Below are 25360 nucleotides of genomic sequence, written 5' to 3'. Positions count from 1 at the left end.
GCGGGCCTTTTTGCGTTTCGGCCCGATGCAGCGGCGACTCGGATTGGCAAGCCTCAAGCCAGGATGTTGACCGCGCGTGCCGCGACCAGCGCGATGGTCAGCAGCGAGATCATGGATTCCGCCATCATCAACAGCTTGGCGCGCTGGGAGAGTGGCAACGTATCGGTGGGCGAAAACGCTGTCGCATTGGTGAAGGCAAGGAAGAAATAGTCGACGAAGCCGGGCAGCCAATCGCGAAGGTCACGGTCGTTCAGCGTCATCTGTGCGAACAGGAAGTCGGCCTGCGCGAGCTTGACGAGCCCGCAGGTCGGCGGTCCACCGCGATCGGTGCTCCAGAACCACAAGGCAAAGACGATGACGTTGGTGACCCATATGTTGAGCGCATCGATCAGCAGCGTCGTGCCGCTGTTGCCGGCATGGCCCTCCAGCAAGGCACGCACCAGCAAGAACAGCGAACCACAATTCATGAGGCTGATGATGGCGGTCATGGTTAGCGCGGTTCTGCGGATCATGATGCGAAACTGGCCGATCGCATGCCACTCGTGATCATCGACCGCCTTTCGGGTGGCGGCCTGTGTCCAGGCCGTGGCCACCGACAAGGGCAGCAGCAGGGCGGCCTCCAGCACCGGCGCCAGCCAGCGCGGCCCAAATGAGAGGTTGTTGATGACCAGAAGCTGCAGGCAGATGATAACCAGAACGGCCGCGCGCGCCATCCAGAAGTCGAGCGCACGGTAGTGGATGACGGCGTGGTGGTGGCGCATTGGGATCCGGATTTTTCAGGCTAAGTCAGCCGTGCAGCGCTATCGTGGCTGGAGAGAGGAGCGCCGATACTCCTGCTCGATAATGGTGCTGCAATGGCACATAGCTATACTTTTTTGTAAGCTTCGACGTTTGGGCTGTTCGTCAAACCGGACTATGTGATCTAAGCGCCGCATGGCGGGGATAGATGGATCCATGGACGACTGGGTGCCGGCGGAATTGGTTGCCGCCGGCGTCGATTCCCCATCGGTTTTGTCCAGTCTAATCCGTAATCCCTTGTATTTGCTGGCAATTTTGTGCCTGATGCAGATATTCTGCTGGACGGTGGCGCCCGCACTTGTCAACGTCTCACCGCCCAACGATGTCGTCGAAGGCTTCATGTGGGGCCGCGAATGGGTGCTGTTGAGCTACAAGCATCCACAGCTTCCCGCATGGCTGCTCGAGACCAGCCATCTTCTGACCGGATCGTTCCGCTGGCCGCAATATTTCCTGGCCCAGCTGACGATCTCGGCGACTTTCGTCCTGGTCTATCTGCTGGCCCGTGACCTGATAGGGCAGAAGCGTGCGCTGGCTGCCGTGCTTTTGATGCCGTCTCTCTATTTCTTCGGCTGGCCGACCCCGCAGTTCAATCATGACTACGCGCAGATGCCCTTCTGGGCCGCTATCTGCTGGCTGTTGTGGCGTGCAGGGCGTGGTGGTGGGCCGGGCTGGTGGCTTGCGCTCGGACTCGTATCGGGCGTCGGGCTCTACGCCAAGTTTTCCACCGCCCTGCTGTTGCTATTCGGCGCGATTTGGCTGTTGTCCGACCCGCGGGCACGCAGTCGGCTCGCCACGCCTTGGCCATGGCTTGGCCTTGTGGTTTTCGTCGCTGTCGCTGCGCCGCTGGCCGTCGAACTCAACCGCGTCGATTTCCTGCCGCTGACCTATGCTGCCTGGCGCGATCAGTGGGTGCTGGCCCATCGCTCCCGCTTCTATTATATCGGCGTCCAGATGGCCGGGCTCTGCGGCTTCGTTCTGGTGCTGGCGATATCAGGGCTGCTGCGGCGCTCGGCGCCGCCGCAAGAGCCCGTTGGGCGCGGTATTCTCGTTTACCTCTTGTGGATGGGGCTTGGCCCGGCGCTCCTCGTCATGGTGGCGTCCCTGTTCACCGGGGCAGGCGAGGCCTGGGGCGCGCCGATGTACAATCTTGCTGGCGTTGTGGCGCTTGCCTTGCTGGGCCACCGCCTCGGCACCGTCGAGATGCGAAAGCTGGCGATCTGCGCGTTCGTCTGCATCATCGGCATATCTGGTGCTTATGCGGGGATCCGCTGGACGAAATGCAATTTGCGTGGACGGATGGACGCCGTCTGTTGGCCGGCGCAGAAGATATCGGATGAGGCCGAGGTCGTCTGGCACGCGGCCGCGCCCGGTCGGCTCGACATCGTCGGCGGCCATCCCCTTATCGCGTCGCTGGCGGGCCTCAACGCCTATGACAAGCCGTCGATCTTCACCGACCTGAACATGCAGTATGCCCCCTGGATCACCAAGGATCGGCTGCGCGACCACGGCATACTGCTGGTCTGGCCTGGGCGCGACGTGCCACCTCGACTGCAGGTGTGGGTGGGCAACGTCCCGGTCAAAACCGTTCTTTTCGACTGGTCGCTCAGGGCGCCGCCGGTGGTGGTCAGCTTTGCCGCCATTCCGCCCGGCGCGCCGCAGTTGGCGAATGCGATCGACAGCCTCGCCCAAACGAGCAACTGAAGCAGGTCGGCGGTCCGCTGGACGGAGCAAGAGACAATGCCCATTTATGGGAGATCCAAGTTGATTTTGCGCAATTCCAGACGGAAAATCGCTACACGCTTTTCGTGGAATTGCTTTTGAGGAGACGTGATATGGCGACTTCGACCGAACGTGCAGTTCTTGCCGGCGGCTGTTTCTGGGGCATGCAGGATTTGATACGGCGCTATCCCGGCGTCATCTCCACCCGTGTCGGCTATAGCGGCGGCGACGTGCCCAATGCCACCTATCGCAACCACGGCACCCACGCCGAAGCCATCGAGATCAATTTCGACCCGGCCATCATCAGCTATCGCACGCTGCTGGAGCGCTTTTTCCAGATCCATGATCCGACGACCCGCAACCGGCAGGGCAACGATGTCGGGCTGAGTTACCGCTCGGCGATCTATTACACCAGCGACGAACAGAAGCGCGTCGCCGAGGACACTATCGCCGATGTCGATGCCTCGGGTCTGTGGCCGGGCAAGGTCGTCACCGAAGTGGCGCCGGTCGGTCCCTTCTGGGAAGCCGAGCCTGAGCATCAGGACTATCTGGAGAAATATCCCAACGGCTACACCTGCCACTTCGTCAGGCCGGGCTGGAAGCTGCCGGTTCGCGAAAAGGCTGTTTCGTAGACTTCACAACCGGCGACTGTGCCGGCTCGACGAGACCGTCGAGCGGCTTCGTCGCAGGCCAAGCCCTTTCAGGTCACTGCGCCTTGTCACCTCGGTGCAGCCGTCGAGCGCCTGATATCAAGGACTGCGCCATCTTAGCACGCTACGTGGCAAATCAAGCGCGGCTAGGAACACGCTGCGGGGGGTAACGCCTGCTGCGTTGGGTATGGCGTTGACCCTTGGCGGCTGCGAGACCGCGCCCCGCTTGAAAAGATCGATAATGCCAGCTTGGCCTTGTTTAGGAGTGCCCGGTTCCGCGGGCGCCCAAAAAAGCCGCGGAGCATGCGCTCGCGGCTTCCTCGGTTGCCGGCAATGGCCTACTTACCGCAGTGGTTATCGTTGACCGTCGGCACAGAGGTGCCCGGCGAGGTGTGGGTGGCGTCAGGCTGCGCGCCCTGCGGGCCGGCCGGGCAATTTCGATCTGCGTTCGAATTCATGTCGCCGGGCATGCCGGTCGTGCTGTTGGTTATGCCGAGGTCGACAGTACCGGGCCTAACCGTATTCGGCGAAGCCGGGGTGTTCGGCTCCACAGTCACCGACTTCCCGCTGCCGGCGCCATCGCCACTTGCGTTATTGCTGCCGGCACTTTGCGCCATGGCTGACATGGCCAGACCAATCGTGAGAGCCGAAGCTGCGAGGATTTTCATGAACATGGTTTGTCTCCATTTCTGTGAACTCGTCGCTTGTTTCTACGAAGGTGATCGCATTTGCGACTATGGGGACAACCGGTCGCGGCAGCGAAGGTTCCCGATAAAATTTCGCTCCAGAAACATCGGCGTCTTCGACCCAAGAACCACGCCTGGCGCAATGCTTTTTGGTGCAGCGCGCTGAAAAAATGGCTTTCACTTCGGTTTGATTGGTGCTTTAACCCGCGCATCCACAGGGGTGCTCCGTACGGTCGGGGCTGAGACGGGGGCGGCAAGCCCACAGACCCTAAAAGCTGATCTGGGTAATACCAGCGGAGCGAGGCGGGCCATGTTTTCAGGCGCACAGATTTCCCTATATCCCATGGCCGACGATTTCGTCGGCGTCATCCTTGGCGCGCTGGGCGCGCTCGGTCCCTATCGCGACAAGCTCCGGATCGAGACCGACGACATCTCGACCCTGCTGGTCGGGCCACCCGAGGTGCTGTTTCCAGCCATGCGCGACCTCTTCGTGGCGGCGGCGCGCAGCGGTAAACATTGCGTGCTGTCAGCCACCATCTCACGCGGCTGCCCGGGCGAGCCGGACGATCCGATCTGCCGCTCCGATGCCCTTGGCGGACCGGTCGGGCCACTCGGCCCGCGCAGGGATGCGGCCATCGCGGCGGTGCGCGGCGCGGCTTCGACTGGCCAGCCGGCGGCAGCGCAGTTCTCGCTCTATGTGATGGGCACCGACGACCATATGGATGAGATCTACGGCTGCATCGATTTTCTCAAGCAGTCGGGCGTCTATGAGCGCTCCAAGCATTTCTGCACGAAATTGCGCGGTGATGCGGGCGCGATCTTTTCGGCGCTTGACGCGGCCTTCTGCCGCTTCGGACCGGGTGCCGGCCACGTAACCCTCGACGTCACGGTTTCAGCCAACAGCCCGTCGGCCGTCTGAAACAGCCGCCGCCTATGCGAGGCCGTCAAAGGTTACCTGCCGTGGTCCCATCCCCAGTTTCTTCGCGCCCGATCGCGAGCCTTCTTGTCAAGGCGGTACCGGTGACGATGTCGGTCGGACTGCTCCTGCTGGCCTGGGAGCTTTATGCCATCTATTCCGGCATCAAGCCGACGACACTGCCGGCGCCGTCACGCGTCCTTGAGCAAGCGATGCTCAATCGCGAGGCGTTGATCGACAACGCCGCTCCGACCATCCGCGCCACGCTGCTTGGCTTTGCCTGTTCGCTCAGCGTCGCCTTTGCGCTATCGATACTGGTCGACTTTTTCCAGCCGCTGCGCCGCGCGCTGTTTCCCGTCTTCATCTTCAGCCAGACATTGCCGCTGGTGGCGATCGCGCCGCTGGTGGTGCTGTGGTTTGGCTCCGGACTGGCGCCCAAGATCATGCTGGTGGCGCTGGTCACCTTCTTTCCGATGCTGGTGGCATTGGTCGAGGGTTACGAGTCGACCGAGGCCGAGATCGGCCAGATGCTGCACGCCATGGGGGCAGGGCGCTGGCGCATCTTCGTGCTGGCGCGGCTGCCTTCGGCGCTGCCTTACTTCTTTGCTGGCCTGAGGATCTCCATCACCTATGCCGTGGTCGGCGCTATCTTCGCCGAATATGCGGGTGCGGCGAAGGGCTTGGGCATCTATATGCTCAACGCCAAGAACAATTTCCGCCCCGACCTGGTGCTGGCCGCTGTCGGCGTCAGCGCAGCGCTTACGCTTGCCCTGTTCGGGTTGACCGTACTGTTGCAGCGCATTGCCATGCCTTGGGAGGGCAAGGATACCGCAGGGAAGCGGCGATGAGCCGGCTCGAACTGCGGCATGTGCGCAAGGCGTTCGGTGGGCTCGACGTGCTGGCCGATATTTCGCTGAGTGTCGGCGCTGGTGAGTTCGTCTCGGTGCTTGGGCCCTCGGGCGCCGGCAAGTCGACGCTGTTCCAGCTTCTGACCGGCGCCGAGCACGGCGAGGGCGAGATGTTGTTCGACGGCGCGCCCTCGATGACCACGGCAGGCATTTCGCCTTCATGCCGCAACGCGACGCGCTGATGCCGTGGCGACGCATTCTCGACAACACGACGCTGGGGCTCGAAGTGCAGGGCATCGGGCGCAAGGCGGCGCGGGCACGTGTTGCGCCGCTGTTTGCCGAGTTCGGGCTTGCTGGCTTCGAGCGGCATTTTCCTGCTCAGCTGTCCGGCGGCATGCGCCAGCGTACGGCCCTGCTGCGCACGGTGGTGCAGGAGCGCGACATGCTTTTGCTCGACGAGCCGTTCGGCGCGCTCGACGCGCTCACGCGCACCGCGATGCAGCGCTGGCTTGAGCGGATGTGGCGGGATCACGGCTGGACGGCGCTCCTGATCACCCATGATGTGCGCGAAGCCGTATTCCTGTCCGACCGCATCTATGTGCTGTCGGCGCGCCCGGCCTGCATCGTGCGCGAAATCAAGGTGCCGCTGCCGCGACCGCGCAGCCTCGGCGGCGATGCTGCGCGCCAGGCAAGTGCGCTCGAGGCCGAGATCCTCGACATCATCCTCAACCCCAACCCATCCAAAGGAAATGACCATGATTGACTTGACGCGCCGGCAGGCTCTGCTGCTGACCCTTGCCACCGGCCTTCCGCTGTTTGCCGGATCGGGGCGAGCCCGGGCACAATCGGCGGCGCAAAAAGGTTACCGTCGCACTCGACTGGACGGTCAACACCAATCACATCGGCCTGTTCGTCGCCCGCGACAAGGGGTTCTATTCCGAAGCTGGACTCGAGGTCGGGATCCTGCCTTACAGCGATGCCGGTGCTGGCACGCTGGTCGCCAACCGCGTCGCCGATTTCGGCATCAACGGCACGATCAGCCTGTTCACCCAGAAAGCCGCCGGGGCCGACTTGAAGGGCGTCTATGCCGTAGTGCAATCCGAAACCGGCCGCGTGGTTTTCAACGCCGCGCGCAGCGAGATCAAAAGCCCGCGGAATCTCGACGGCCTGACCTATGGCGGCTTCGGCAGCGCCTGGGAAAACGCACTAATCGGCACGATCATCCGGCACGACGGCGGCAAAGGCAATTTCGAGACGGTGACGCTGGGTACCTCAGCCTATGAGGCGCTGGCCAACGGTTCGGTCGACTTCACGCTCGAAGTGTCGACTTGGGAAGGCGTTGATGCCGAGTTGAAAGGTATCAAGCAGCGCAGCTTCGTCTATGCCGATTACGGCGTGCCCGATGAGCACACGACACTGATCTCTTCGAGCGAAGCCTATCTCGAGGCAAATCCGAAACCTGCTGCCGCCTTCGTCCAGGCAACGCGGCGCGGTTACCAGTTCGCGGTTGATCATCGCGAGGAGGCGGCAGCCCTATTGGTCGCCGCCAACAAGGATACGCTGACCAACCCGGCACTGATCGAAGCTTCACTGAAGATGCTGGTCGACGGCCATTATCTGCGCAGCCAAAGCGGCGCCATCGGGACGATGGATACGGCCAAGATGGAAGCGATCGGCGACTACCTCTTCGCGTCCGGAATCCTGCGCGATGCCAATGGCAAAGTTCTGACGCAACGCCCTGATTTCGCGAAGTATTTCAGCAATTCAGCTCTGGGGTAGGGAGCCAATCGGCTCTCGACCTTCGAGGAAATGGCTGGCCAGCCAAGAAGCTCACGAGGTGCGGCAGCTTTACGTCAGACCCACAGATCAGCAGACCCGACCGATTCAATTCCGGACGATCTCATAGAGCAGAGTGGTTTTGATGTGTCGCCCGGGTTCACCCTGCAGCGACAGGGCGGCTGCGTAGAGTTTTGCTACGGCTGGGCAGAGACCTTCGAATTCCCGGCTCATATTGGCAATGGCAGTCATCTCGGCGGGAGTGCCGCCAGCGTTGATGAAAGCGTCGGCCAGCAGCGACCAGTCTCCGTCGCTGGCAGCGGCGGCCGGCAGACTGCCATTCTTCGCTGCGCCGAAAGCGTGGAACAGGGTGGCGCCGACCTTGTCCATGTCGATCAGGAAATCCTGGTCCGGCGTGCCGAGTGCATCCGGCCCTTCACGAAGGTAGTTGTTGCAAATGGCAGCGGTTTCCCGCGCCATGACATGGTTGAGCATATCCGATTGTGCACGCAGCGCTTCGGTGGCTTTGCCGTCCGGAGCCGAGGACAGCAGGGATGCGTATCTTCGCCTGAGATCGGCGACAGCCATCCTGCTCGCATTTCGCACCTGATCGACATTTCCAAGTCTGGCCACGGCCGTGATTTTTTCCACGACGACGTCGTAGTCGTCTGGAAACTCCTGCTTGATTGCCTTGAAAATCTGGCTTCCTTGGCTTTCAATCTGTTCGCTTACCTGTGCTGTGGTCAGCATTTGTGGATCGGGCGAACCCGCCACTGTCTGGTAAAGATATTTGCCGCCGGCAAAGCCGAGCGCCCAGGGCAATACCTTTATCGCAACAAACGACAAAGCGGCGACCGCCGCCACGCTAAAGCCTTTCCAACGTCCCATCCACCGGCCCTCCCTGAACTGTCTAGTTCGCGCCGAGGGTCCGCGCCTTCTTGCGGTCGGCTTCGGCGCGCTTGTGATTGTCCTTGGCCTCCCACGCAACGGGTTCGACTGGCCGGACCCTGTCGTCTGCGGCCTGTTCGTTGCAGGTACCTGTCCGTTTCGGATCGAGCTTGATTGCCTGTCTGCAGTCGGCAGCGGCAATCACGTAGTCTCCTACAGACGCCCTGGCCAGGGCGCGATCGTAATAGGCTTCGGCATTGTTGGGATCGAGCCCGATTACAAAGCTGAACGAGTCTATCGCGCCTCCGACATAGCCTTGAATCTGCTGGTTCAACCCCCGTTGCAGATTCCAGGCGATAGCCGCTGAATTGTCCTGCTGGGGAGCGGCCATAGATGCATCCGCAGACGGAGCTTCACCGCCTGTCACCTGCTCGTTGCAGGCGCCGGACCGTTGTGGTTCGAGTTCCATGGCTTTTCGGCAGTCGGCCGTCGCGCGGTCACGATCGCCTTTGCGGGTCAATGCGAGCGCGCGGCCGAAATAGGCGGCAGCATCCTTCGCGTTGAGGTCGATCACCTTATCGAAATCAGCTATGGCGCGATCATTGTCGCCTGTATTCGTCCAGGCGACGGCCCTGTTGTAGTAGCCGTCCGCGCTGTCGGGGGCGAGCCCAATCGCCCGATTGGCATCGGCAACTGCGCGCGGCCAGTCGCTCTTGCCAATCCAGGCAGCGCTTCGATTGGCGTAGGCGTCGACGCTTTCCGGATCGAGGCTGATGGCATGGTCGAAATCAGCTATCGCAAGGTCGTAGTCGCCTTTGGAAGCGTGGGCGATGCCTCTGTTGACATACACTGCGGCGCCTTGTGGATCGAGGCGGATCGCCTCGTCATATTCGGTGATAGCCCTGTCGTGGTCGCCCTTGCGTTGCCAGGTGGCGCCGAGACTGTTGCGCGCATTGTGGTTTTGCGGATCGACAGTGAGCGCCTGCTCGAAATCGATAATAGCCGCGTCGGTCTTGCCTTTGCGAAAGAAGGCCAGGCCACGGCTGTAGTAGGCGTCGCCGGAGCCAGGCTCGAGGCTGATTGTGACATTGAAGTCAGCGATGGCGCGGTCGTTTTCCCCCTTGTTGTACCAGGCAGCCCCGCGATTGAAGTAGGCCGAGACATCTCTGGCATCGAGCATGATCGCTTCGCTGTAGTCGGCGATCGACCGGTCGTAATCATGCTTGTCGTCCCAGGCGAGGCCGCGACGGAAATAGGCGATGACACGGTTCCGCGACGGTGCCGTCTTGTCATCGGCAATCGGCGTGCCGGCGGCGATGAGCTGATCGGCACCGACCTTGCGGTCGCTGAAGCAGACAGCGTAATCCTTGCCGGTGGCGAGGGCGGATGTGTTCAGGATAAGGAGGACGACAAGGCTTTCCAGCGACAAGCGCACCCATGGAAGGGCTGTCGTCAGCGCAAATAATCCGCTTACGGCGGCAGCCAGCCCCGCACCTTTCCAACGCGCCATTTCGCTGGCCCCCCGAACACCCGCTTCAGCGGTGATCTGCCTGTTGTTCGTCATTTGTTCCAAAAATGCAAGCAGAAATTGCAGAGCGGAATGGATCAGACCTGCCTGCCGCCATGGTGCCGGGCCGACTTCTTGCGAGCGGCAAGGGCGCGCTTCGCGCTGCATCCCCGGTCCCGTCATATCCCATTTAGTGCTGATCTGATCTTGTTGATTAACCGCCCGGCAATGGTTGCGTGCAAAGGTTGCCCCGAGGGATCATTGGGGTGCTTGCCTTGCTCATATCAAAAAGCGAAACCCTTTCGCTCATCAATGACGACAGGATCTTGTCCGCGGCCCGGAAGCGCGAAATCCTGGTCGATTTGCGGGAAGGTTTCTTTCGGATCTGCGCGCTGGCTTTCGCGGGGATGTTCGTCTACCGTGGCGTGTATCACCTCATGCTCGACCCGACCCGCCTCAACGTGGCGCTGGTGGCGATTTCCGAGGTTCTGACTTTTACCTGGCTGCTTCTGTCGCGGCGACCGCAGGTTCGCGACTGGAACCCGCTCACGGCAGTTGTCTCCGTGATCGCCAGCTTCGGTGTCGGCTTCATCGACCTGGAGCCCGGGGCAGCCATCATCCCGGTCTATGCCGCCGCGCCGCTGCAAGCCCTGGCGTTGGGGTTCGTGATCTGGGGAAAGATATCTCTGGGGCGTTCGTTTGCCATTCTGCCGGGCAATCGCGGTGTGATGACCGGCGGTGCCTACCGTCTGGTGCGGCACCCGATTTATGCCGGCTACCTTGCCGGCCATGTCCTGTTCTTGTTGTCCGCCTTTTCCTTCTACAATCTCGCTGTCTACGCCGTGATCACCTTCTTCCAGGTGCATCGCATCCTGCGCGAAGAGGCGTTGCTGGCCGCCACGCCGGAGTACCGGGACTATATGAAGCGCGTCCACTACAGGCTGTTCTACGGGATCGCCTGATAAGCAGGCCTATCGGCTGCGATCACAGCCATCTCGGCGGCGATGCGATCCCTGGCCAGGGGCTTATGCGTTGCCCTGGGCGTCATCCATGGGCGCAGCCGCAATCGTCGGAGTAGAGCGTCAGTCATCAAGAGCGATCGCGATCTCGTGACCGCCTTGATAGCGGCACGCACCCGATTGTGATGTGCCACGATCCGTTTGTGATCCGGCTCGTTTCGAAATTTTCGTAAAGTTATCGCGGTCCACACCCCCGTGGAAACAAGAGGAGAGGGTCCCACCCCTTGTCCTCCTCCAAGGCCCGCCCCGGTTCACCCGTGGCGGGCTTTTGCTTGGCGGTCGAGGAGCCGCGTGGGTCAAGCGTCGAGGAGGGCAACGGTTTTCCGGGGCTCAATCCTAGCCGCCGGACGTTTGGTTCGGGTCAGATACTGGCGCCGATCGATTACTCCATGTCAGGCACATCGCCGCTGACGAAGAGCGTGTTCGGCGGGCCATATTCGCCCAGCGTCGGATCGGCCTCGCGGCTCCAGGCGATGACGCCGGCATGCTTTGCCGCCAGAGCCCTGGCGGTGCGTATGGCGCGATCCTTGCTCTGCTGGTCGGCGGGTCCAAAGGCTGGAAACAAGTCGTCGTCCTCGCCGCGATCGAATGCGACCACGACGATCAGCCTGGGATTTTTCTGGCCACTGGAATCGGACATCTTGCACCTTTGGCGCGAAACCTATCACAATACAGGGGATTGGGTCGGCACGTTCGATTCCGGGAGGTGGGGTGGTGCAAGACCAGCGTTTCGATGAGCCGGTCCGGATTGCGCTCGGCCGATCGCGAAATTCGATCTTCAACGTGGAGCGGGTCGCCCAGGCTGCCGACATATTGATGAACCGCTGGCCGGTTGCAACCGGGCAACGGCACATGGTTGCTCGCAAGGTCTGCCTGGCCGTGCTTGAGGGGAAGAAAGAAGCCTCGGCGGCACGGGCGGCATTCATCAACGCCGCGATCGAGGCGGATATCCTCGTTGAGCCCCGTGAAGTGTCGATACCGTAACGGGTCCGGCCAGGATTGAATCAAGAACCAGCGCTATCCTCTTGATGGTGGTCGGCCTTCGCAATCCGTATGCCCGCCTGTCGTCGACGCTTTTTTGTAGGCGTTCCCCAAAATCCGCGCCCGTTTGCTCGTCCTCAGGTCATGTTGACACGGCGTCCGTGGATCTGTATTGAACAGGATTATACAGGTTCACTGAACAGGTACCTATATGAAACGGCGCGCGGTTCAACTGTCTCCCGGCACCGGCAAGCCCGAACAGATCGCCACGGTTCTCGAACATGAGATCCGCTCCGGCGTTCTCGGTTTCGGCGACCGCCTGCAAAGCGAGAACGAACTCGTCCAGCGCTTCTCCGTCAGCCGCAATACGGTCCGCAAGGGCCTCGAGGAACTGTCCAGCCGCGGGCTGATCACCACCAAGGTCGGAATCGGCTCCTTCGTCACTTTCGATGGCAAGCCGGTCGACGACGCCATCGGCTGGTCGCGGGCGTTGGCCGATGCGGGCGCCAATGCCGAGACGCGGACGCTGCGGCTGGAGGTCATCGAGGATACCGATCTGGCTTCGCTGCTTGGTATCAAAAGCCCGTTCTTCATCGCCGTCGACCGGGTGCGTACCAACGCCAGCGACGGCCATGCGATCTCCATCGAGCGCAGCCGGCTGCCATTGTCACCCGAGCTTGAAGACGTGCCGTTGCGCGGATTGCGCGAGGGCTCGCTGCACCAGACGCTGCGCGCCGCCGGCCTCATTCCCGACCACGGCGAGGAATGGGTGGAGATCGAGATGCTCAACGCCGAGGACGCCACTATCCTCGGCTGCCCGCAAGGCACGCCGTTCCTGCGCGGCCGCCGGTTGACGCGCGCCGTCGACGACCGGCCGATCGAATATGTCACCAGCCTGCTCAACCCCGCGCATTTCGCGCTGCATATGAGGTTCTGAGCGATGCCGGACACAGCCAAGGACCCGCTCGATCGCGCCATGGGCGCGCTTGTCGGCGGAGCGCTGGGAGATGCGCTCGGCATGCCGACGCAGCTTTTGTCGCCGGCCCGGATTGCCGAACTCTACGGCCATGTCGAGGATTTCATCGCGCCTTTCGCCAATCATCCAGTGTCGAAGGGATTGGCTGCCGGTACCATCACCGACGATACCGAACAAGCGCTGCTGCTCGGCCGCATTCTCGTCGAATCCGGCGACCGCTTCGACCATAAGCGCTGGGTCAATGCGCTGCTCGACTGGGAACGCGCGGTCAAGGCGCGCGGCAGCTATGATCTTTTGGGACCGTCGACCAAGCGTGCCATCGACGCTATCAACAGTGGCGTGCCTGCAGAGGAATCGGGACGCAGTGGCGACACCAACGGTGCGGCCATGCGCATTGCCCCGGTCGGCATCATGATGCCGCTTGAACCATTGGGGGCATTCGTCGACAAGGTGGCGGAGACCTGCCGGGCCACGCACAACACCTCGATCGCCATCGCCTCCGCCGCTGCTGTTGCCGCCGCTGTCAGCCGCGGCGTCGCCGGCGGTGGTTGGCGCGATGCTTCCGCCAGCGCTGTCGCGGCGGCGAGGCGAGGGGCGACGCTCGGCCATTGGGTCACCGGTGGCGACATCGCCGCGCGTATCGTCTGGGCACAGGACATCGTGCGCGGCAAGGCGATCAGGGATGCGATCCGGCTGATCACCGATCTGGTCGGCACCGGCGTCGCCAGCCAGGAATCCGTTCCTGCTGCCTTCGCGGTGCTGGAAGTCGCCCGCGGCGATGCATGGAAAGCAGCGGTCATCAGCGCCAATCTCGGCGGTGATACCGACACGATCGGCGCCATCGCGGCCGGCATGGCCGGCGCCTGCACCGGCTTTTCCCGGTTGCCGCAACAGCACATCGCCCGGCTAAAGGGCATCGACATGTCAGAGGTTCGCGCGCTTGCGGCCGACCTCGTGACGGCACGGGTGGCGAAAAGTGCCTCCGGCAAGGACGCGGCGGCATGAATGGCCGTCTCGTCCATGTCGGTAGTGCCGTGGTCGACTATGTCTACCGCATCGACGCCTTGCCGGCGCCCGGCATGGAGAAGACGGCATTGAGCTTCGCCCGGGTGGCCGGCGGCGGATTCAACATGATGGTCGCGGCCAGCCGCACCGGGATGAAAGTCGTTTTCGGGGGCCAGCTCGGCAGCGGGCCGAATGGCGACTTCCTGCGCGCCGCTTTCGCCGCCGAGGGCATCGCGACACTGACACCGCCATCGCCCTTGATGGACAGCGGCAATTGCGTCGCCATGATCTCGAGCGATGCCGAGCGCACCTTCGTGTCGTGGCCGGGAGCCGAAAGTGTGCTCAGCCTCGAATTGATGGCGCCGGTCGCGGTGGCGCCTGATGATTGGGTGTTCACGTCCGGCTACACGCTGAGCTACCCCGCAAGCCGTGACGCACTGGCGGACTGGATCGAGTCGCTCCCGGACGAAATCCCTTTCGTCTTCGACCCGACGCCGGTCATCACGGACATTGCGCGCCCGATCCTGTCGCGGGTGCTTGCGCGCACCACATGGCTGAGCTGCAACACGACGGAAGCGGCCGAGATCGCCGGCCCGGGCGATGTCGAAATTGTCGCGGCACGACTTCTGGGCGAGCATTGTCCGCAGGCTGCCGGCGTGGTCATCCGCTCCGGCGCAAAGGGCTGCCACCTGCGGTTGGCCGGCGGTCTAGCGCAGACCATTGCCGGCTACGCGGTCACCGCAATCGACACCAACGGCGCCGGCGACACCCATATCGGGGCTTTCGTCAGCGCGCTGGCGCGCGGCGCCCCGCCCTTCGAGGCAGCGCGTTACGCCAATGCCGCGGCCGCCATTTCGGTTACCCGCCATGGCGGCTCGTCGGCGCCGACCGACCGCGAAATCCAGACATTCCTGAGCCATGCCGCCGACCCGTCGGGGGCAGGCCGGACACAGAAGGCCAATGCATAACTGCCGGAAAGCCTGACAAGCCCGGAAAGCGGGCAAACACAGAGAGGAACCAACCATGCGCATGCCTGACTTGACTGCTCTTGTGACGGCGACCGCCGTCTTTACCTCCGCACTCGCGTTCGCCGCCAAGGCCGACGAGGTGCATGTGCTCAACTGGAAGGGCTACGGCACCGACGAGCCGTGGGCCGTAGAGGCTTTCGAAAAGGCGACCGGCAACAAGGTCGTCAACGATTTCTTCAATTCCGAACAGGAAATGCTGACCAAGATCCGGACCAATCCTGGCCTCTACGACGTGGTCATGATCAATGCCGCCTTCAACGACCAGGCTATGGCCGGGAAACTGATCCAGCCAATCGACATCTCCAAGTTGCCGAACTATGCCGATATCAACAAGGACAAGGCGGGATCGCCGATGCTCGTCCATGATGGCAAGGTCTATGGCGTGCCGTGGGTGTGGGGCCTGACGGCGCTCGCCATCAACGACAAATCCTTCGACAAGCCGCCGACGAGCATCGCCGAAATGTGGGATGCCGCGCACAAGGGCCGCGTCGTCATTCGCGACGACGCCGTCGAGGCGGTGCAGTTCGGCGCCATCGCCACCGGCCAGAACATCAACGACATCAAGGATATGGGCGCCGTCAAGGCGAAGCTCACCTCGCTGATGCCGCAGATCAAGACCTTCTGGAGCTCGGAGAACGACTGGAACCAGATGGTCGCCTCCAACCAGATCGACATCGGCACCTATTGGAGTGGCTCGGCCGATCGCGCCAAGACGCATTTCAAGCTGCCGGTCTCGCTGGTCGTGCCGCAGGAAGGAGCCGTCGCCTGGCTCGACGCCTTTTCCATTCCGGTCGGCGCCAAGAACGTCGCCGGGGCCGAGGCCTTCATCAATTACATGATCGACCCGAAATTCTACGTCGAATGGGTCACCAAGGTCGGCGCGCCGGTCTCGGCCAACACCAAGGCGGTGGAAGCGCTGCCCGCGGATGCCTTCAACCGCAAGGTCATGGGTGACCCCGAAGTGGCCAAGCGCATCCAGTTCCAGGCGCCGATCACCGACGCGCAGCGCGAGGCCTATCTGGCGCTGTGGCAGCAGCTCAAGGTCGACGTGAAATAAAGCCGGCATCGGAATCAGCCGGCGGTTCGCGCCGGCTGGTTCTTCCAATCTGGGGAGAGAAGGCTGTCATGGCAGCTGCAACAGCATCGCGCAGCGGGCTGAGATCGGCATTGCCGCTGCTGGCGCCTGCCTATCTCTGGCTGACTGTGGCGATCTTCCTGCCGCTCTCGGCCATGGTCTTCTTCTCGTTCATGACCGAGCTGCCCCTGTCGGGAAAACCGTGGGCCTTCACCCTTGGCAACTATGCCGCCTTCTTCTCGCAAAGCCTCTATCTGACGCTTTTGCTGGCCTCGCTGCGCCTCGGTCTCGAGGTGACGCTGTGGTGCGTCATCATCGGCTATCCCGCGGCTTACGTGCTCGCCAAAGTGCTGAAGGGGCGCAGCCGCGAGGCCATCTTCCTGCTCGTCATCCTGCCATTCTGGTCGAACGGGCTGGTGCGCATCTTCTCCTGGGCGATGGTGCTACGCGAGGGCGGCATTCTCGACACCGCGCTCAACACCATGCTGCCGTTCAAGGTCAACATCGACCTGATGTATTCCTATCCGGCCGTCATCATCGGGCTGGTGCATTCCTATGTGCCCTACATGGTGCTGACCTGTTATCTCACGCTGCAGGCCATCGACGACTCGTTGATCGAGGCCGGACGCTCGCTTGGCGCCTCACGGCTGCAGGTCCTGAAGCGGGTGATCATACCGCTGTCGATGCCGGGGCTGGTGGCGGGTGCCGCCCTGATCTTCGTGCCGGTCGTCGGCTCGTTCATGGAACCGCGCATCCTCGGCGGCCGCACCGGCACCTTTTACGGCACGGTCATCGAAGACCAGTTCGTCGCCGTGTTCAACTGGCCGCTGGGTGCCGCGCTGTCCTTCATTTTGCTGGCGGTGGTGCTGGTCATCCTGGCGGTGGCGTCGCCGGCGTTGCGGAGAGCCGCGTGATGGCGACCACCCGCGTCCTCGAATGGCTCGGCCGGTTCTACATCGGACTGCTGCTCGCCTTTCTCTATCTGCCGATCATCATCATGGCGCTGATGTCGTTCAACGTCTCGCCCTTCTACCAATTGCCATTCGAATGGACGACCGAATGGTACGCGTCGCTCTGGCAAAACGATCAGCTGATCGCCGCCACCTGGAACAGTGTCGAGATCGCGGTCATCACCACCGTCATCTGCACAGTGCTCGGCTCGGCGGCATCATTGGCGCTCTATCGCCATGAATTTCGCGGCAAGAAATTCCTGCAGGCGCTGCTGTTTCCGCCGATCGCCATACCGTGGCTCATCACCGGCACGGCGATGCTGATCTTCTTCTTCGGCGTCGGCATCGGCCGCGGCCTGCACGCAATCCTTCTCGGCCACGTCGCGCTGGCGCTGCCTTATGTCATCGTCGTCGTCTCGGCCCGGCTGCAGACCTTCGCGCCGGAGCTGGAGGAGGCGGCGCGGTCCCTCGGCGCCAACCAGTGGCAGGTGACAAGACGCGTCACGCTGCCCTGGATCATGCCTGGCGTCATTGCCGGCGGACTTTTCGCGTTCGCCGTCTCGTTCGACCAGTTCGTGGTGTCCTATTTCCTGGCGACGCCTGGCCAGACGACACTGCCGGTCGAAATCTACGCCGCGATCCGCAAGGGCTTCACGCCCGAGATCAACGCGGTCTCGACGATCATCATCGTCGTGTCGATGGCGCTGATGCTGCTGACGGCGCGGTTCTTCAAATTCGGCGGAGAGAAATAATGGCCGGCGTGCAGGTATCGAACGTGTCGCGCAGTTTTGGGGCGCACAAGGCGCTGGACGATGTCTCGATCGACTTCGCCGACGGCGGTTTTTATGCGCTGCTCGGGCCATCAGGAAGCGGCAAGACCACGCTGCTGCGGCAGATTGCCGGCTTCGATTTCCCCGATTCAGGCCGCATCGCCATCGGCGGCGAGAGCGTCGAGCGGGTGCCGGTCGAAAAGCGTCGCATCGGCATGGTGTTCCAGAACTATGCGCTGTTTCCCAATATGAGCGTCGCCGACAATGTCGCCTTTGGCCTGTCGGTGCGCGGCGAGGCCAAGGCGGTGATTGCTCTAGAGGTGCAGCGCGCTCTCGATCTCGTGCAACTCGGCAAACTCGGCGGTCGCCGTCCGCACCAACTCTCCGGGGGGCAGCGCCAGCGCGTCGCGCTCGCCCGCGCCATCGTCACCAAGCCGCGCGTGCTGCTGCTCGATGAGCCGTTGGGCGCGCTGGACAAGGCGTTGCGCGTCGACATGCAGATCGAGCTCAAGCGCATCCAGCGCGAGATCGGCATCACCACCATCTTCGTCACCCACGACCAGGAAGAGGCGCTGACGATGAGCGACCGCATCGGTATCCTGCGCGACGGCAGGCTGGTGCAGGAGGGACCACCGGAAGAGATCTACGACCAGCCGAAGAGCGAATTCGCCGCAACGTTCCTCGGCGACGCCAACATCTTTCGTGGCGACAGCACTGGCAACGGCATCCGGCTGCCGGACGGCACGGCGATTGCCTCGGGCGTGGGTGCAAAGCTTGCCGCCGGCGCCAAGGCGAGTTGTGCCGTGCGGCCCGAACGCATCCGCATCGCGACGGATGGCGGGGCTTCGGATGCGGCCAATTCGAACGTGCTCAAGGGGCAGGTTTCCAAGCGCATCTTCGCCGGCAACAACAGCACGTATTTCGTCGAGCGCGAGGGCCAGATGCTGAAAGTGATCGTGCAGAACACCGGCGCCGACAGACTGGCGGAGGGCCAGGAGGTGGTGCTGCGGTGGTCGCCTGACAGTACGGTGCTGATTGCGGCGGGCTAGTCGACGCGGTTCGATAGATGGGACTGTTGGCGTTCCTTCGCACCCCCCTCTGTCCTGCCGGACATCTCCCCCGCAAGGGGGGAGATTGGCCGTCATCGATGTTTTCGCAAATCTCCTACATTGCAAGAATGAGTGCCGGGGTCGAAGCTGCCAATCTCCCCCCTTGCGGGGGAGATGCCCGGCAGGGCAGAGGGGGGTGCTGTCCCGCTATGCGATCGAGTAAGCGGCTGGAGTACCGATGACACTTGAACTGAGTGCGCACGACCGATCCATGCTCGACGGCGAGCAAGGCCCGTCCGCAGCTGCTGCCATGAAAATCCTGGTCGCTTTTTCCAATGCGGTCGGGGCAAGCAGCTTGCTCGACATTGCCGGCGCCCATATCGATGGCTGTCTCTACCACGGCAAGGCCGGTCTCGATTTCGTCGAGCGGCTGGTCGAGGGCGGCGGCCGCGTCCAGGTGCCGACGACATTGAACGTCGGCTCTTTCGATCTCATCCATCCCGGCATGGTGAAGATGCCGGCGGCGGAAGAGGTGCCGGCGCGGCGGCTGATGAAGGCGCATCTGGAACTCGGCTGCCAAGCGACATTCACTTGCGCGCCTTACCAGACGCGGTTCCGGCCAGCCTTCGGGCAGCAGATCGCCTGGGGCGAATCCAACGCCATCGTCTTTGCCAATTCGGTGATCGGCGCACGCACCAATCGCTATGGCGATTTCATCGATTTGTGCTGCGCCATGACCGGACGGGCGCCGGCCTGGGGCCTGCACTTGAACGAGAACCGGCGCGGCCGGATCCTGTTCGAGCTGGCCATTGCTGGCCTGCAGCCGAGCGACAGTCTGTTCGTCGGCATCGGGCTGGTGATCGGGCAAGCGAGTGGCGACCGCATTCCGGTGATTGCCGGCCTGCCGCAACCGCGCGACGAGGACCAGTTGAAGGCGCTGGGCGCGGCGGCGGCAACGACCGGAGCGGTGGCGCTGTTCCATGCGGTCGGCATCACCCCGGAAGCCCGGACTCTGGACGAGGCATTCCACGGTCAGGTGCCGGAGGAGACAATCCGCATCACGCGCGCCGATATCGACCATGCGCTGGCCAGGTTGTCTGGAGTGCCCGACGGCGCGCCGCTGGCGGCAGTATCGCTCGGCACGCCGCATTTTTCGCATGAGGAATGGATGCGCCTGTTGCCGCTGCTGCGCGAGGTCGCCCCGGGCCGGCGCATCCCGATCTATGTCAACACCGGCCGCGCGACGCTGACGCGATTGCAGGAGGAGGGAGCGCTTGATGGCATGGAGGCGTTCGGCCTGATCCCGGTCGCCGATACCTGTACCTATGTCACTGCGATCCTTGAGCGTCTCGACGGCGTGGTGATGACCAATTCCGGCAAATGGGCGCATTACGCACCTGGCAATATCGGCGTGTCAGTCGCTTTCGCCGAGATGAAGGATTGTATCCGTTCTGCGGCGGCCGGCCATGTCGTGCGGAGCGCCTCATGACGATACAACGAACCGGCAGCTTCCAACTGGCCGGCGAGGCTGAGGGCCGAGCGCTGGTGTTCTGGCAACCGCTCAGCTTCTGGGGCGGCATCGATGCCGAAACCGGCGACATAACGGACCATTCGCATCCTGGCCTTGGCCAGAATGTCGCCGGCAAGATCCTGGTCATGCCGAGCGGGCGTGGCTCGTCGTCTTCATCTTCGGTGCTAGCCGAAGCGATCCGCCTGGGAACGGCACCGGCCGGCATTCTCCTGGAACGCCCGGACCCGATCCTGGCGGTCGGCGCGATCGTCGCCGAATTTCTCTATGAGATCCGCATGCCGCTGGTGGTGTGCGACATTGCCGGCATAACCTCAGGCGACAGGATCATCATTGGTATTGGCGAGGACGGTGCTGCGATCGTCAGCGTTCGGCCAACCATCAATCCCGCAGCGCCACATAGCCAGTAGGCGGCGGGCAGCGCCCATCGGCTTTGGCCCGCGCACGTTGGATCGATCCGATCCCGGCCAGCGCTCTATCCGCAAGGATGGTGATGCCCCGATGTCGGCCTGTCTGCGATGGCATGGTCTCGCGGGCCGCCCTGCAGCCTGCGATGAAACCTCATCCGTCCGGATTTCTTCAGATGGGCTCCTGCTTGGACAAACGTGCCGGCTCGGCTCGCAACATTGGCACGATATTCCAAGCCACGCGGTTGACCATGAATGTGCTCTCCAGCCTATAATATACTAAGTTCATAGACTAAGTGCTGACGCTCAAACGCTCGCACGTTGGCCCTGTAAGAACCGGCCGCAAAAATGGGGAGCGCATCGATGCCGAAGACAGAATCCAACCCGATCGACCTTGGCACCAGGGCGGCCGACTTCCTGTTGCCGGATGCGCAAGGCGTGCTGCACAGGCTCGCCGATTTCGATGCCAAGCCGGCCTTGCTCGTGGCCTTCATCTCCAACCGCTGCCCGTTCGTCGTACTGATCCGCGAGCAGTTTGCCGCTTTCGCCAGGGAGTATGCCAGCAAGGGGCTGCAAGTGGTGGCGATCAACGCCAACGACCATGAGGCGCATCCCGAGGAGACGCTTGCCCGCATCGGCGAGGAGGCCGAAAAGTTCGGCTATTCCTTCCCCTATCTCAAGGACGCTTCGCAGCAGACGGCCAAAGCCTATGGCGCGGCCTGCACGCCCGACTTCTTCCTGTTCGATGCCGACCGGCGGCTCGCCTATCATGGCCAATTCGACGATGCGCGGCCCGGCAATGGCAAGCCGGTGACCGGTGCCGATCTGCGCGCGGCGGTCGACACGGTGCTGGAGGGCGGCAGGCCCACTGCCGAACAGGTGCCGTCGATCGGCTGCAACATCAAGTGGAGCGCCGGCAACGAGCCGGTGTGGTTCGCAAACGCCGATCGCGCTGCGTAGCCCTCTCGCGCTGTCGCGAACTCAGTCACCGAGCATCTATGCCCAAGTCGCAAAAATCCGCTTCCGACAGCTTGCACCTCCAAGCCGATGTGCTGGTGCTGGGCGGCGGGCCGTCGGCTGCCTGGGCGGCTGTCGCTGCTGCCGAAAGCGGCGCCAAGGTGGTCCTGGCCGACAAGGGCTATCTCGGCACCAGCGGCGCCACGGCGCCGTCCAACACCGGCACCTGGTGCGTGCCGCCGGGTGACAACAGGCATGCCGTCGTCGAGCGGCGCTGGCAGCGCACCGGCGAACTCGCCGACCCGCGCTGGATGCTGCGCTGCGTCGACACCGCCTACCGCAATCTGCTCAGGCTGTCCGAATGGGGCTATCCGTTTCCGAGCGAGGATGACGGACGCCTCTATATCGCCAATCTGCGCGGCCCGGACTATATGCGCTTCATGCGCCGCCGCGTGCTCCTGGCTGGCGTCACAGTGCTCGACCACCATCCCGCGCTTGAATTGCTGTCGGATGACGACGCCATCGTCGGGGCCGCCGGTGTCGCCAGGCAGGTTGGCCAGGACTGGCGCGTCGACGCCAATGCCGTGGTGCTGGCGACCGGCGGCTGCGCCTTCCGCGAGCGCATTCTGGGCGCGACCGGGCTGACCGGCGACGGCTATCTGATGGCTGCGGAAGCCGGCGCCAGCCTGTCGGGCATGGAGTTCACCGGCAAGTACACGCTGGCACCTTATGGCTCTTCCCTGAACAAGGGGCTGCCGTTCCGCTGGGCGTCGTTCCATCGCGAGGACGGTTCGCCGATCCTCGGGCCGACCGGCGAGCCGTTGCGCAACGGCATCGGCGACCGCGAGGAGGAGGTGGCGCGCGCGCTGATCGACGGCCCTGTCTATGCGCGGCTCGATCAGGCCGAACCGGCGCTGCAAGGCTGGCTGCGCCAGGGCCAGCCGAATTGCTTCGTGCCCTATGACCGCGCCGGCATCGATCCGTTCAGCGAACTGTTCCGCATCACCTTGCGCGCCGAAGGCACGGTGCGCGGCACGGGCGGCATCGATATCGTCTCCGACGACTGCGCCACCGGCGTGCCCGGCCTCTACGTTGCCGGCGATGCCGCCAGCCGAGAGATCATGACCGGGGCTGTTTCGGGCGGCGGCGCCGTCAATTCGTCCTGGGCGCTGGCCAGCGGCTGGTGGGCCGGCAAGGGCGCCTCCACACATGCCAAACGTCGAAACGGTAAGGCGTTTCGCAGTGCTGCGCGGTCGCTCGGCCAGGCTGGGTTGCGCCCGGCGGCAACGCCGCGCGCCGACATATCGGCAGGCGAAATCATCGAGGCGGTGCGTAGCGAAGTCACGCCGCTCGACAAGAATTTCTTCCGCTCTGGCGAGGGCCTGGAGAAAAGCAGCGAGCGGCTGGAGAGCGTCTGGCGCGATGTGCGCGACCATCTGCAGGGCGAGGGGCTCGACCGGGTCCGTACCCGCGAGGCGGCATCGATCGCGGCTGCCGGGCGCTGGTCGGTGGCCGCCGCACTGCACCGCACCGAGAGTCGCGGCATGCATCGCCGTACCGACCTGCCAGGCAAGAGCCCAGCCCTCGCGCACCGGCTGGTCATCACCGGCGTCGATGCGTTCCGTATTGCAGGCGCCTCCGAGCGGCTGGCGGAGCTGGCGTCATGATCGAGATCGTCTCGACCACGCGCTGCGTCGAATGCGACATCTGCGTCAAGGTCTGCCCCGCCAACGTCTTCGACGCGACCGACAACGGCGTGCCGGTGATCGCCCGCCAGGAGGACTGCCAGACCTGCTTCCTCTGCGAGATCTATTGCCCGACCGACGCGCTTTACGTCGCCGAATTCGCCGAAGGACCGACCGGCATCACAGAGGCCGAGGCCGACGCACGCCAGCTGTTCGGCGGCTATGCCCGCGCCCTCGGCTGGAAGCGCGGCAAGGCCGGCGGCTCGGAATTCGACCCGACGCACCGCATCCGCGTGGCGCAGTGACCGATCGGAGACAGACATGGACCGCCCAAACATGGACCGCCCAAACGTGGACCGCCCAAACGTGGACCGCATCGTCGTCAGCGACATCAGCAAGACCTTCCAGCTCAAGCCGGGGCAGTTCGTCACCGTCGACGGCGAGGCGACAGACCGCGTCACCGTGCTCGACGGCGTCGATCTTTCCATCCGCAAGGGCGAGTTCATCACGCTGGTCGGACCCAGCGGCTCGGGCAAGTCCGTGCTGCTCGACATCATCGGGGGGCTGACGCAGGCGACCGGTGGCGACGTCCAGCTCGACGGCCGGCGCATCACTAGGCCCGATCCAAAGACCGGCTATGTCTTCCAGCAATACGCGCTGTTTCCCTGGCGCACGGCGCTGGCCAACATCGAATATGCGCTGGAAGTTCGCGGCGTCGCCAAGGCGGAACGCACCGCTACCGCCCACCATCTGTTGGCGCTGTTCGGCCTTGCCGGCTTCGAAGACCGTTTCCCCAATCAGCTTTCCGGCGGCATGCAGCAGCGCGTGGCGATCGCGCGTGCGCTGGCCAGCAATCCGGAAGTGCTGCTGATGGACGAGCCGTTCGCAGCGCTCGACCAGCAGACACGCGAACTCCTGCAAGGCGAGCTGTTGCGGATCTGGGGCAAGATCAAGACGACGGTGATCTTCGTCACCCACTCGATCGACGAGGCGATCTTCCTCGCCGACCGCGTGGTGGTGATGACGGCGCGGCCGGGCGCGGTGAAAGAGATCATCGACATCGACCTGCCACGGCCGCGCGATGGCGACATCCGCGCCAGCGCCGAATTCAACACCTATCGCGCCCGCGTCTGGGACGTGCTGCGCGACGAGGTCAACAAGGCGCAGAAGGACTGGACCCTGTCGCCAGCCTTCAGTCACTGAGGAGCTGGACCCATGGCTTATCTGACCGAAAAGTTTGGCACTGCTGGAGCCCTTGATCTGTTTGCCGGAGCTGGCGAAACGGTAGCCGCCGCCAGAGTCCCGGCCATCAAGGCCCACAGTGCCAAAACCCGGAGCAAGACAGCGAGCCACGGCACCTTTGTCTACGGCCTGCCGCTACTCGGCCTGTTCTTCCTGCTGTGGGAGATCGCGCCACGGCTTGGCTGGCTGAACCGCATCTTCTTTCCGCCGCTGAGCGAGGTGCTGGTCGCCTGGTGGGACCTGCTCGCCTCGGGCGTGCTGGTCGAGCATATCGGCATCAGCCTGCAGCGCGCGGCCATCGGCTTCGCGCTCGGCGTGGTGGTCGCCATTCCGCTCGGCCTGCTGATGGGGCGCTATTCGCTGTTCGAGAAGGTCAGCGATCTCCTGGTGCAGACGCTGCGCAACACCTCTCAATTCGCGCTGCTGCCGGTGTTCATTCTTTTGCTCGGTATTGGCGAGGAATCGAAGGTGGCGATCACCTTCTACTCCTCGGTCTTTTTTCTTCTCGTCAACACGATCAGCGGCGTGAAGTCGGTCGATCCGCTGCTGATCAAGGCGGCGCGTTCGATGGGCACGTCCGATTTCGATCTGTTCCGAAAGGTCATCCTGCCGGCCAGCATTCCCTCGATCGTCGCCGGCGCGCGGCTGGCGGTGAAATCCTCGTTGTTCGCCGTAATCGGCGCCGAGATGCTGGCGGCCAAATCCGGCCTCGGTTTCCTCATCCAGAACTCGCAGCTGATGATGGAAACGGCCGACATGTACGCAGGCATCCTGACGCTGACCGTCATCGGCCTGGCCGTGAACTACCTGCTCGTCTGGTTTGAGCGTTGGGCGACCGCCTGGAAGAGCCAGTCCGACACTTCGCTCATTTAAGCCCGTCATTCATTCATCCCAATCAGG

Annotated in this window: 25 protein-coding genes, 2 pseudogenes and 1 riboswitch; of the genes and pseudogenes, 22 read left to right on the top strand and 5 right to left on the bottom strand. The window is 63.3% G+C overall.

Going from position 1 to position 25360, the window contains the following annotated elements:
• Positions 1–53: 53 nt before the first annotated feature.
• A complete protein-coding gene (locus tag NKJ89_RS09890; protein ID WP_352601978.1) occupies positions 54–761 on the bottom strand; it encodes a hypothetical protein in 708 nt (235 codons plus the stop codon).
• A 193-nt stretch (positions 762–954) separates the two neighbouring features.
• Between NKJ89_RS09890 and NKJ89_RS09885 the strand changes: the two genes are divergently transcribed.
• Both NKJ89_RS09885 and msrA read left to right on the top strand, forming a co-directional pair.
• Entirely contained in the window at positions 955–2499 is a 1545-nt protein-coding gene (locus NKJ89_RS09885) for a glycosyltransferase family 39 protein (RefSeq protein ID WP_352601976.1), read from the top strand.
• 131 nt (positions 2500–2630) lie between these two features.
• Positions 2631–3149, top strand: coding sequence for a peptide-methionine (S)-S-oxide reductase MsrA (gene msrA / locus NKJ89_RS09880; protein ID WP_352601975.1), 519 nt, complete (start codon positions 2631–2633; stop codon positions 3147–3149).
• A 356-nt stretch (positions 3150–3505) separates the two neighbouring features.
• Here msrA and NKJ89_RS09875 read toward each other — a convergent pair whose 3' ends face one another.
• A complete protein-coding gene (locus NKJ89_RS09875; protein WP_023761017.1) occupies positions 3506–3841 on the bottom strand; it encodes a hypothetical protein in 336 nt (111 codons plus the stop codon).
• 218 nt (positions 3842–4059) lie between these two features.
• Positions 4060–4173, top strand: a riboswitch (TPP riboswitch).
• Between NKJ89_RS09875 and NKJ89_RS09870 the strand changes: the two genes are divergently transcribed.
• From NKJ89_RS09870 to NKJ89_RS09855, 4 genes and pseudogenes are all read left to right on the top strand, one after another.
• Positions 4164–4772 carry a YkoF family thiamine/hydroxymethylpyrimidine-binding protein gene (locus NKJ89_RS09870; RefSeq protein WP_352601973.1) on the top strand — a complete coding sequence of 203 codons (609 nt, stop codon included), beginning with the start codon at positions 4164–4166 and terminating at the stop codon, positions 4770–4772. Its footprint overlaps the riboswitch before it by 10 nt.
• Before the next feature lie 14 nt (positions 4773–4786).
• Positions 4787–5617, top strand: a complete 831-nt coding sequence (locus tag NKJ89_RS09865) for an ABC transporter permease (protein ID WP_352601971.1) — start codon at positions 4787–4789, stop codon at positions 5615–5617.
• Positions 5614–6380: pseudogene (locus NKJ89_RS09860) on the top strand (ABC transporter ATP-binding protein). The gene NKJ89_RS09865 and the pseudogene NKJ89_RS09860 overlap by 4 nt, the downstream one beginning before the upstream one ends.
• Positions 6373–7396 (top strand): annotated as a pseudogene (locus NKJ89_RS09855) (ABC transporter substrate-binding protein). Before NKJ89_RS09860 ends, NKJ89_RS09855 begins: the two co-directional pseudogenes overlap by 8 nt.
• 105 nt (positions 7397–7501) lie before the next feature.
• On the opposite strand, the gene NKJ89_RS09850 reads toward NKJ89_RS09855, so the two are convergent.
• Positions 7502–8257, bottom strand: a complete 756-nt coding sequence (locus NKJ89_RS09850; protein ID WP_352601969.1) for a hypothetical protein — start codon at positions 8255–8257, stop codon at positions 7502–7504.
• 46 nt (positions 8258–8303) lie between these two features.
• Positions 8304–9845, bottom strand: a complete 1542-nt coding sequence (locus NKJ89_RS09845) for a tetratricopeptide repeat protein (RefSeq protein WP_352601967.1) — start codon at positions 9843–9845, stop codon at positions 8304–8306.
• A gap of 269 nt (positions 9846–10114) precedes the next feature.
• Between NKJ89_RS09845 and NKJ89_RS09840 the strand changes: the two genes are divergently transcribed.
• Positions 10115–10750 (top strand): methyltransferase family protein, encoded by a 636-nt coding sequence (locus tag NKJ89_RS09840; protein WP_352601965.1) that lies wholly within the window; start codon positions 10115–10117, stop codon positions 10748–10750.
• Between the two features lie 439 nt (positions 10751–11189).
• Here the strand turns inward: NKJ89_RS09840 and NKJ89_RS09835 are convergent, their stop codons facing one another.
• A complete protein-coding gene (locus NKJ89_RS09835; protein WP_352601963.1) occupies positions 11190–11447 on the bottom strand; it encodes a hypothetical protein in 258 nt (85 codons plus the stop codon).
• 74 nt (positions 11448–11521) lie between these two features.
• Here NKJ89_RS09835 and NKJ89_RS09830 point away from each other — a divergent pair, with 74 nt between their 5' ends.
• The 15 genes from NKJ89_RS09830 to NKJ89_RS09760 all read left to right on the top strand — a co-directional run bounded on the left by NKJ89_RS09830 (position 11522) and on the right by NKJ89_RS09760 (position 25333).
• A complete protein-coding gene (locus NKJ89_RS09830) occupies positions 11522–11791 on the top strand; it encodes a DUF982 domain-containing protein (RefSeq protein ID WP_023761008.1) in 270 nt (89 codons plus the stop codon).
• Positions 11792–11999: 208 nt separating this feature from the next.
• The gene (locus NKJ89_RS09825; RefSeq protein ID WP_023761007.1) at positions 12000–12725 is read left to right on the top strand and encodes a GntR family transcriptional regulator; all 726 of its coding nucleotides are present in this window, start codon (positions 12000–12002) and stop codon (positions 12723–12725) included.
• Between the two features lie 3 nt (positions 12726–12728).
• Positions 12729–13769, top strand: coding sequence for an ADP-ribosylglycohydrolase family protein (locus NKJ89_RS09820; protein ID WP_352601961.1), 1041 nt, complete (start codon positions 12729–12731; stop codon positions 13767–13769).
• Positions 13766–14737: a PfkB family carbohydrate kinase gene (locus NKJ89_RS09815; protein WP_352601959.1), complete on the top strand. Its 972-nt coding sequence runs from the start codon at positions 13766–13768 to the stop codon at positions 14735–14737. The genes NKJ89_RS09820 and NKJ89_RS09815 overlap by 4 nt, the downstream gene beginning before the upstream one ends.
• 55 nt (positions 14738–14792) lie before the next feature.
• On the top strand, positions 14793–15854 hold the full coding sequence (locus NKJ89_RS09810) for an ABC transporter substrate-binding protein (RefSeq protein ID WP_352601957.1): 1062 nt from the start codon (positions 14793–14795) through the stop codon (positions 15852–15854).
• A 68-nt stretch (positions 15855–15922) separates the two neighbouring features.
• Complete coding sequence (locus NKJ89_RS09805) at positions 15923–16786, top strand: ABC transporter permease (RefSeq protein ID WP_352601955.1); 864 nt, start codon at positions 15923–15925, stop codon at positions 16784–16786.
• On the top strand, positions 16786–17574 hold the full coding sequence (locus NKJ89_RS09800) for an ABC transporter permease (RefSeq protein ID WP_352601953.1): 789 nt from the start codon (positions 16786–16788) through the stop codon (positions 17572–17574). Before NKJ89_RS09805 ends, NKJ89_RS09800 begins: the two co-directional genes overlap by 1 nt.
• Positions 17574–18641, top strand: coding sequence for an ABC transporter ATP-binding protein (locus tag NKJ89_RS09795; RefSeq protein WP_352601951.1), 1068 nt, complete (start codon positions 17574–17576; stop codon positions 18639–18641). The genes NKJ89_RS09800 and NKJ89_RS09795 overlap by 1 nt, the downstream gene beginning before the upstream one ends.
• Before the next feature lie 238 nt (positions 18642–18879).
• Positions 18880–20130 (top strand): aconitase X, encoded by a 1251-nt coding sequence (locus NKJ89_RS09790; protein ID WP_352601949.1) that lies wholly within the window; start codon positions 18880–18882, stop codon positions 20128–20130.
• Positions 20127–20579: an aconitase X swivel domain-containing protein gene (locus NKJ89_RS09785; protein ID WP_352601947.1), complete on the top strand. Its 453-nt coding sequence runs from the start codon at positions 20127–20129 to the stop codon at positions 20577–20579. Before NKJ89_RS09790 ends, NKJ89_RS09785 begins: the two co-directional genes overlap by 4 nt.
• 360 nt (positions 20580–20939) lie before the next feature.
• The gene (locus NKJ89_RS09780) at positions 20940–21536 is read left to right on the top strand and encodes a thioredoxin family protein (RefSeq protein WP_352601945.1); all 597 of its coding nucleotides are present in this window, start codon (positions 20940–20942) and stop codon (positions 21534–21536) included.
• Positions 21537–21574: 38 nt separating this feature from the next.
• Positions 21575–23200 (top strand): FAD-binding protein, encoded by a 1626-nt coding sequence (locus tag NKJ89_RS09775; RefSeq protein ID WP_352601943.1) that lies wholly within the window; start codon positions 21575–21577, stop codon positions 23198–23200.
• Entirely contained in the window at positions 23197–23523 is a 327-nt protein-coding gene (locus NKJ89_RS09770) for a 4Fe-4S binding protein (protein WP_352601941.1), read from the top strand. Before NKJ89_RS09775 ends, NKJ89_RS09770 begins: the two co-directional genes overlap by 4 nt.
• A gap of 61 nt (positions 23524–23584) precedes the next feature.
• A complete protein-coding gene (locus NKJ89_RS09765; RefSeq protein WP_352602200.1) occupies positions 23585–24421 on the top strand; it encodes an ABC transporter ATP-binding protein in 837 nt (278 codons plus the stop codon).
• 12 nt (positions 24422–24433) lie between these two features.
• Entirely contained in the window at positions 24434–25333 is a 900-nt protein-coding gene (locus NKJ89_RS09760) for an ABC transporter permease (RefSeq protein WP_156938594.1), read from the top strand.
• Positions 25334–25360: the final 27 nt, after the last annotated feature.

The organism is Mesorhizobium sp. M0047, from assembly GCF_040323315.1.
GTDB lineage: Bacteria > Pseudomonadota > Alphaproteobacteria > Rhizobiales > Rhizobiaceae > Mesorhizobium.
Note: the sequence above shows the minus strand (reverse complement) of the source record. Positions and strands in the feature narration are given on the sequence as shown.